5 protein-coding genes and 1 pseudogene are annotated in these 7187 nt (G+C 27.6%); 2 read left to right on the forward strand and 4 right to left on the reverse strand.

What is annotated here, in order from left to right:
• Positions 1-269 precede the first annotated feature (269 nt).
• From HF850_RS14900 to HF850_RS14910, 3 genes are all read right to left on the reverse strand, one after another.
• Positions 270-1058, reverse strand: coding sequence for a ZIP family metal transporter (locus HF850_RS14900; RefSeq protein ID WP_169106212.1), 789 nt, complete (start codon positions 1056-1058; stop codon positions 270-272).
• A 192-nt stretch (positions 1059-1250) separates the two neighbouring features.
• A complete protein-coding gene (locus HF850_RS14905; protein ID WP_169106213.1) occupies positions 1251-1763 on the reverse strand; it encodes a flavin reductase family protein in 513 nt (170 codons plus the stop codon).
• Between the two features lie 239 nt (positions 1764-2002).
• Positions 2003-2185, reverse strand: a complete 183-nt coding sequence (locus tag HF850_RS14910; protein WP_169106214.1) for a DUF1858 domain-containing protein — start codon at positions 2183-2185, stop codon at positions 2003-2005.
• 258 nt (positions 2186-2443) lie between these two features.
• Between HF850_RS14910 and amrA the strand changes: the two are divergent.
• Together amrA and amrS are read left to right on the forward strand one after the other, a co-directional pair.
• Positions 2444-3858, forward strand: a pseudogene (gene amrA, locus HF850_RS14915) (AmmeMemoRadiSam system protein A).
• Position 3859: 1 nt separating this feature from the next.
• Complete coding sequence (gene amrS / locus HF850_RS14920) at positions 3860-4915, forward strand: AmmeMemoRadiSam system radical SAM enzyme (protein ID WP_169106215.1); 1056 nt, start codon at positions 3860-3862, stop codon at positions 4913-4915.
• 236 nt (positions 4916-5151) lie between these two features.
• On the opposite strand, the gene HF850_RS14925 is transcribed toward amrS, so the two are convergent.
• On the reverse strand, positions 5152-6699 hold the full coding sequence (locus HF850_RS14925) for a nitrite/sulfite reductase (protein WP_169106216.1): 1548 nt from the start codon (positions 6697-6699) through the stop codon (positions 5152-5154).
• Between the last annotated feature and the right edge of the window lie 488 nt (positions 6700-7187).

A 7187-nucleotide genomic window follows, 5' to 3' on the forward strand; every position in this document is an offset into this window, starting at 1 on the left:
TCACTATTTTTTACTTATATTGATTATTTAACTATTAAATTTTTAAATATTATTTTCATAGCGTACTTTACACTATCTTGTTTATTTAATTTACCATACAGATTAATGCTTGTCCAAAAATTTTAGTTTATACTATTACATATTATATCCTATCATATTTAGTCGAATTTCGAAAGATATTATTTACTAAAATATATTATTTTTCTATATAATTAACAAAAATACATGTAAATGAATATATATCTATCTATTTACATGTATTCAAGCACTTATCCAAGTGCAATATCTAATATCATCATTATTAAAAATCCTATCATAACTCCCATGGTTCCAACATCTGTATGACTTTCTGTATGTGCTTCCGGAATAAGCTCCTCAACTACAACATATATCATAGCACCTGCAGCAAACCCTAATAGCCATGGCAATATATATGACACTGTTCCTGCAATTGCTACAGTAATAAGGCCTCCTATGGGTTCAACAATTCCTGACAATGCCCCATAAATAAATGACTTACCTTTGGACATTCCCTCTTGTTTTAGTGGAAGTGAAATTGCTGCCCCTTCTGGAAAATTTTGAATTGCTATTCCTATAGCTAAAGCAAATGAAGCCATCATAGTCATGGTAGAACTTCCACTCGCTGCTAACGCAAAACATAATCCTACAGACATCCCTTCAGGTATATTATGAAGTGTTACTGCAAACACAAGCATTGTAGTTCTCTTAAATGATGATTTTATGCCCTCTGGCATATTATCTTCAATATGGACATGTGGAATTATATTATCTAGAACAAGCAGGAATATTCCACCAAGTAAGAATCCACCTGCTGCTGGAAGCCACTTTATTACACCTTGTTCTGCTGCCATTTCAGTTGCTGGTATAAGAAGTGAAAAAACTGATGCTGCAATCATAACTCCTGCAGCAAATCCTAAAAATCCTCTCTGAAAATTAGGGTTTATTTTATCCTTAAACAGAAAAACTGTTGCTGATCCGAATATTGTTGCAGCAAATGTTATTCCAGTACCTAACAATACAGCTGTATAGGCATTCATATTATCATCCTTTCGTAAAATTGTATCTATTATATATTAGGTATTTTTTTTCTTTTAGTGCCATATTTCAAAATAAACCTGTAATTTTTTTATGTATTCGATTTTTAATAATATTTCATTCAAATAAAAAAGCAAAAACTACAAAATAATTTATAGTTTCTGCTTTTTAATATTTTCACACTTAAACCTATATTAATCTTCTTTTACTAATACCTTCATTATTTCACCTATATACATAGTATGAAAATCTTCTTTTAAATAATTATTATTAACTAAATTATCAGTCACAAAGGATTCTTTATTCATCTCCTGAGCATATAGTTTCTTACATATAAACACTAAACTTCCCTCATTAAAGTATGGTGTATTATTATCTTCTACAACTGTTAAACCAGTATTCACTATTTTATCTTGATTCCTTCCAGAAACAGTACCTAAATACGAAAGTTCCTTTCTGTAATCATCACCTAAAATTGTTATTGAAAATGTGTCACTATTATCTATAAACTCTTTAGTATAACGCTGCGGTCTTATATAAACTGTAACTACATTTTTATTCCATATTACTCCTAGACCTCCCCATGATGCCGTCATAGTATTAACTTTATCATTTCTTTTAGCTGTAATAAGCATCCAGTCTGTTCCTATCATTTCAAATGGATTATTTTTAATTTCATTTACCTTAATCTCTCTAAAATTACTCATTTATATCCCCCACATATTGTTAATTAATTTAAATAATTATAACATGTAAAGGATTAAATTCCAATATAAGTTATTTTCTTGACAATCTAATTTATTTATATTAAACATATTCAAGTAATTGTACTTTGTTAACACAAAAAATCTAAAATCATTATTTTTTATGTAAAAAACTCTCACTAAACCAACTAGTGAGAGTTCTCATATTCATAAATTTATTAAGCTTTCTTAAAACTAAAACATTAAGCATTTAATGCTTTTAATAATTCTTCAACATTTAATCCATGTACACCAGCAGCATCTTCTAAACTTTCAGCTTGTGAAGATGGGCATCCTATGCATCCCATTCCAAATCCCATTAATATTTGAGGTGCATCTTCCTTAACTCTTATTATTTCACCTATAGTCATATCTTTTGTTATCATAACTCTTCTCCTTAATTCACTATATATATTTATTTTACACAATATTATTAATTGGTAATTAATTTAATTCAATTTCAACTACAAGTTCATTATAATTAATTTTTATATATAATGTCGTAACATATGTTACATAATATAATTTATTTTCTCATCAATAATTTTATAAATAATGTAAAAACTATTTTATAAAATATATAGTATTTTTATATATATATTTACTGTGTATAAATTTCAATAATTGAAGGGAGTCTATATATTATGAAAAATATAATCGTAAGTTATTTAATGCCTCACCCACCAATAATTATTCCTGGTATAGGTAAAGGTGAAGAGCATAAAATAGACAATACAATAACATCATGTAATACCATAGGAAAAGAAATCGCAGAACTAAAACCTGAAACTATTATTGTAATTACACCGCATGGAACTATGTTCAGCGATGCTGTTTCAATTTCTAATGAAGAAAAAATTCATGGTGATTTTAGAAATTTCAGAGCTATAAATGTAAAAATGGACATAGAGCTTGATACTCAATTTAATGAAAGACTTATCTTAAACTGTCATGAGGATGATGTTCCTGCAGGACTTGTTAATTCAGATACTTTAAGTAGATATGGACATGAATTCACTTTAGATCATGGAACAATGGTACCTTTATATTTTGTAAATAAATATTATACAGATTATAAACTCGTCCATATAACCTATTCTATGATTGGCGACATAAATCTATATAAATTTGGTATGGAAGTAAAAAAACAGCTGAAGAATTAAATAGAAAATGTGTAATTATTGCAAGTGGTGATTTATCTCATAAGCTTAAGGATGAAGGCCCCTATTCATATTCTCCTTATGGTGAAAAATTTGATAATTCCTTTTTAAATAATTTAAAAAATGGTGATATACACTCCGTTTTTACTATGGATAAAAAATTGGTTCATGAAGCTGGTCAATGTGGGTTAAATTCTGTTTATGTAATGCTCGGCGCACATGATACTGAAAAATTAAAAGGAGATTTATTATCGTACGAAAGTCCATTTGGTGTTGGCTACGGAGTAATGAGATTTGATACTATAGGTACTGAAGACAGCCTTTTAGATTTATTATTAAAAAACAAAGAAAAATCATATAAGAAAAAGCTTAATAGCAATAATCCTTATACAAAGCTTGCAAGAGAAAATCTTATGTATTATTATTCTCACGGTTCAAAGATTACTGACTTATCAAATGTTCCAGACGAATTGTTAAACAAAAAAAGCGGTGTATTTGTTTCATTAAAGAAATATGACGCACTAAGAGGATGTATAGGTACAATTCTCCCTGTTACAGATTCCATTGCCAAAGAAATAATAAATAATTCCATAAGTGCAGCTATGAATGACCCAAGATTTCCAGCTGTAGAAGAAGAAGAACTTTATGATATAGATATTTCAGTAGATATACTTACTACTCCTGTAAAAGCTGAAAAAGAAGAACTCAATCCTAAACATTATGGAGTTATAGTATCAAAAGGATATAAAAAAGGACTTCTTCTTCCCGATTTAGAAGGAATTGATACAGTTGAAAAACAACTTCAAATTGCATGTGATAAAGGTGAAATTGATTATTTTAGTGATGATTATAATATAGAAAAATTTGAAGTAATAAGATATTCTGAAGTGAGTGATTAATATGGATTCAAAGTTATTATTTTATGATGTCATAAAAACTCCTAAAAATAATAAAAGCATTATAGATACCGAAGTTGATGATACTTTAAAAATAAAATGTACTCTCTGCCCTCATAACTGTATCTTAACCGAAGGTAAATTTGGAGCATGCAGACTCCGAACTATAAGAGATAATATTCCAGTTACAATAAATTATGGAGAAGTTGCTTCAGCTGGTGTTGACCCTATAGAAAAGAAACCTCTATATAATTTTAAACCTTCAAAAAACATATTATCACTTGGAAGTTTTGGATGCAACATGACTTGCAGTTTTTGTCAAAACTATGAAATATCCCAGAAAAGACCGTATTCTGATTTTACACCTGTTAATAAGCTTATCTCACTTATGGATACAATAGATAATAATGCTGGTATTGCATTTACTTATAATGAACCTTTTATGTGGTACGAATATATGTATGACGTCTGCAAAACAATAAAGGAAAAATACAGCAATGTAAGTGACTACCACTCAGATTTTTCAACAGTCATAGTTACTAATGGATATATAAATGAAGAACCACTTTTAAAATTATTGCCTTATATTGATGCAATGAATATTGACTTAAAGGCATATACAAATAAATATTATAATAAAATCTGTGGTGCTTCTTTAGAACCTGTATTGGAAACTATAAAGAGGTGTAGCAATAAATGTCACATTGAAATAACTACACTTTTAGTAAGTGATGAAAATGATTCTGAAAAGGAATCACAAGAAATTGCACAATTCATAAGCAGTGTTGATGAAAATATTCCTCTTCATTTAAGTCGATATTTTCCAAGATATAAAATGGAAAATGAAGCTACACATATAGAAAAATTATTAAAAGCTCAGGATATAGCAAAAAAATATTTAAAATATGTTTATATAGGAAATGTTCAAGGTATAGATAATAATACTTATTGTCCAAATTGTGGTACTCTTCTTATAGAAAGATACAATTATACTACTAAATTATTTATAAATGAAAGTATATGTCCGTCATGTAAATGCAAAATAAATATTAAATTATAAAACTTAAAATTTAATATCTCAATTATAATCTATATATAAATTTTTCTTTTTCCATCTGTCTTAATAAATTTCACAGTATTCTTTTATTAACTTATAATTGGAATAAAAAATACAACATATGGCTATTAAAACACTATTAATACCCATATGTTGTATGCCTAGTTAAGTAATCTAAATCAATTATAAATTATTCGGTAATTTATAGAAAACCCTAATCTTATTCAAAAAGTATTGCATTAGTTAAACTTCTCAACTAATTTTGCAATTTCTTCTTCATATTTTTCTGCATATTTCTCGAATTCTATATTTTTAGCTTCAACCATTAATGATAGTTCATACATAAACTGTGGTATATCTTTTGCAAGAATTAACCCAAATACTTTTGCAAGCTTAACATTACCTTCTCCAAAAGTTCCATTAATATGAAGTTCAAACGCATCCTCCATAACACCATCAACTCTCTTCTTTTTACCTGTTAATCCTATTAACGACCCTTGATGGAATGCACATGAATTACCACATCCTGAAATATGAATACTTGGTAATACATCTTTTGAATATCCCTTTTCATTGAAGAATTCTATTATATTTTGAGCCATAGTTTGGCTTGCTCCCATACCAATCTGACATGTTGGTGCTCCAATACAAGCTACACTTTGCTCAATTCTAGTTTCTCCTCCACAATTTTGTGTAATTTCAATTAATTTTTCTGCTTCCTTACCATTTAAATTTCTTACAAAAATACCTTCAGCCATAGAAAGTCTTAATTGAACATCATCAACATATTTAATAAATTCAAATATATTATTTAAATCCTTAAGCTCTGCTTGACCACCAAATGGATGGAAATAAACACTATATAATCCATCTTGCTTTTGTGGAATTAATCTCTTATGAGTAAAATCAGTTTTTATTCCTTCTTTTGTAACTTCTGCAAAATTAACATTTATATCAAGTTTTTCCTCTTCCTTAACTTGTGCTAAATGTTTTTGGTAACATTTTTTAAATTCTTCTTCACCCATTCTATCTAATATGTATCTTACTCTTGCTTTTGCTCTATTATTATAGTCACCTTCTGCCATAAATAATCTTGTCATAGCTTCTACATGATACAATACTTCATTTGGATCTATAAGTTCATCTAAAGCAACTCCTATTTTAGGATTATTTCCAAGTCCTCCACCAACATATACTTTAAACTTCTTTTGTCCATTATTATTTACTGCTAAAAATCCTAAGTCAACCATACTACAGTGTGCTTCATCTTTATCACAATTTGAGAATGAAACTTTTAATTTTCTTGGAAGTTTATAGTCTCTTATTCTATTTACAAAATAATTGTTAACTTCTATTGCATATGGAGTAACATCAAATGCTTCATTTATTTCTACTCCGCTAAGTGGTGATATAGCAACATTTCTTGGAAAATCTCCTCCTGCACCTCTTGTATAAATCCCCACATCTAAAGCCTCTTTCATTAAATCACATACTGCATCAATAGATAACCCATGAAATTGAATAGCTTGTCTTGTAGTAAAATGAATCTTACTAAGATTATTCTCTTTAGCTTTACCAATAAACCATTTCATTTGGTCTAAATTTATTATTCCAGATGGAGTTCTAAATCTTACCATAAAAGTAGTTTTACTTTTTTCTGCATAAGCTCCCATTCCCCCTGAAAGATGTTTAAACTGCATTACAGTAAGTTCATTATTTAAAAACTTATGCCCTTCCCCTCTAAATACTTCAATATCATTAATTATATTGTCTTTTAATTGAGTCATATTACACTCTCCTCTTCATCTGCATATTTTTTAAGCTTTAGCTACTTTATATAAAATATCAGCTATAATCAATTAATATTATTTAATTCTAACTATATAATAGCAAAAAATAATATCTACCCTTATCTATGATATTACAATATTTACTTTTTAATTTCAATATATGCCAAAATCAAAATGCATACAATCTTACATCATATAGATTATAAAATAATAATTTTATATTCTTCTTTAATAAAAATGATAAATTTTTAAATATTCAACAAAAAATATATACATTATATAAATCAAATGATATTTTATTTTTATGTAAACCTATTTCTATAAAATCAAATAAATATACAGAAATAAACCCATACTTTTATTTATTATGTAACCAACCACTAGCTTTTTCATATAATAATATAAACATAGAGATGAGCATAATTGATCTTTAAAAAATTGAATATAGATTAGAGAATTAAAAATAGTAAAATTAGGATAGCTAT

The sequence above is a fragment of the Clostridium sp. SM-530-WT-3G genome, from assembly GCF_012843905.1.
In the GTDB taxonomy this organism is placed as follows: Bacteria; Bacillota; Clostridia; order Clostridiales; family Clostridiaceae; genus Clostridium.

Bases quoted from the DNA above. Each gene is read 5' to 3' on its own strand.
- HF850_RS14900 (WP_169106212.1), bottom strand. From the start codon at position 1,058: ATGAATGCCTATACAGCTGTATTGTTAGGTACTGGAATAACATTTGCT.
- HF850_RS14905 (WP_169106213.1), bottom strand. From the start codon at position 1,763: ATGAGTAATTTTAGAGAGATTAAGGTAAATGAAATTAAAAATAATCCA.
- HF850_RS14910 (WP_169106214.1), bottom strand. From the start codon at position 2,185: ATGATAACAAAAGATATGACTATAGGTGAAATAATAAGAGTTAAGGAA.
- amrS (WP_169106215.1), top strand. From the start codon at position 3,860: ATGGATTCAAAGTTATTATTTTATGATGTCATAAAAACTCCTAAAAAT.
- HF850_RS14925 (WP_169106216.1), bottom strand. From the start codon at position 6,699: ATGACTCAATTAAAAGACAATATAATTAATGATATTGAAGTATTTAGA.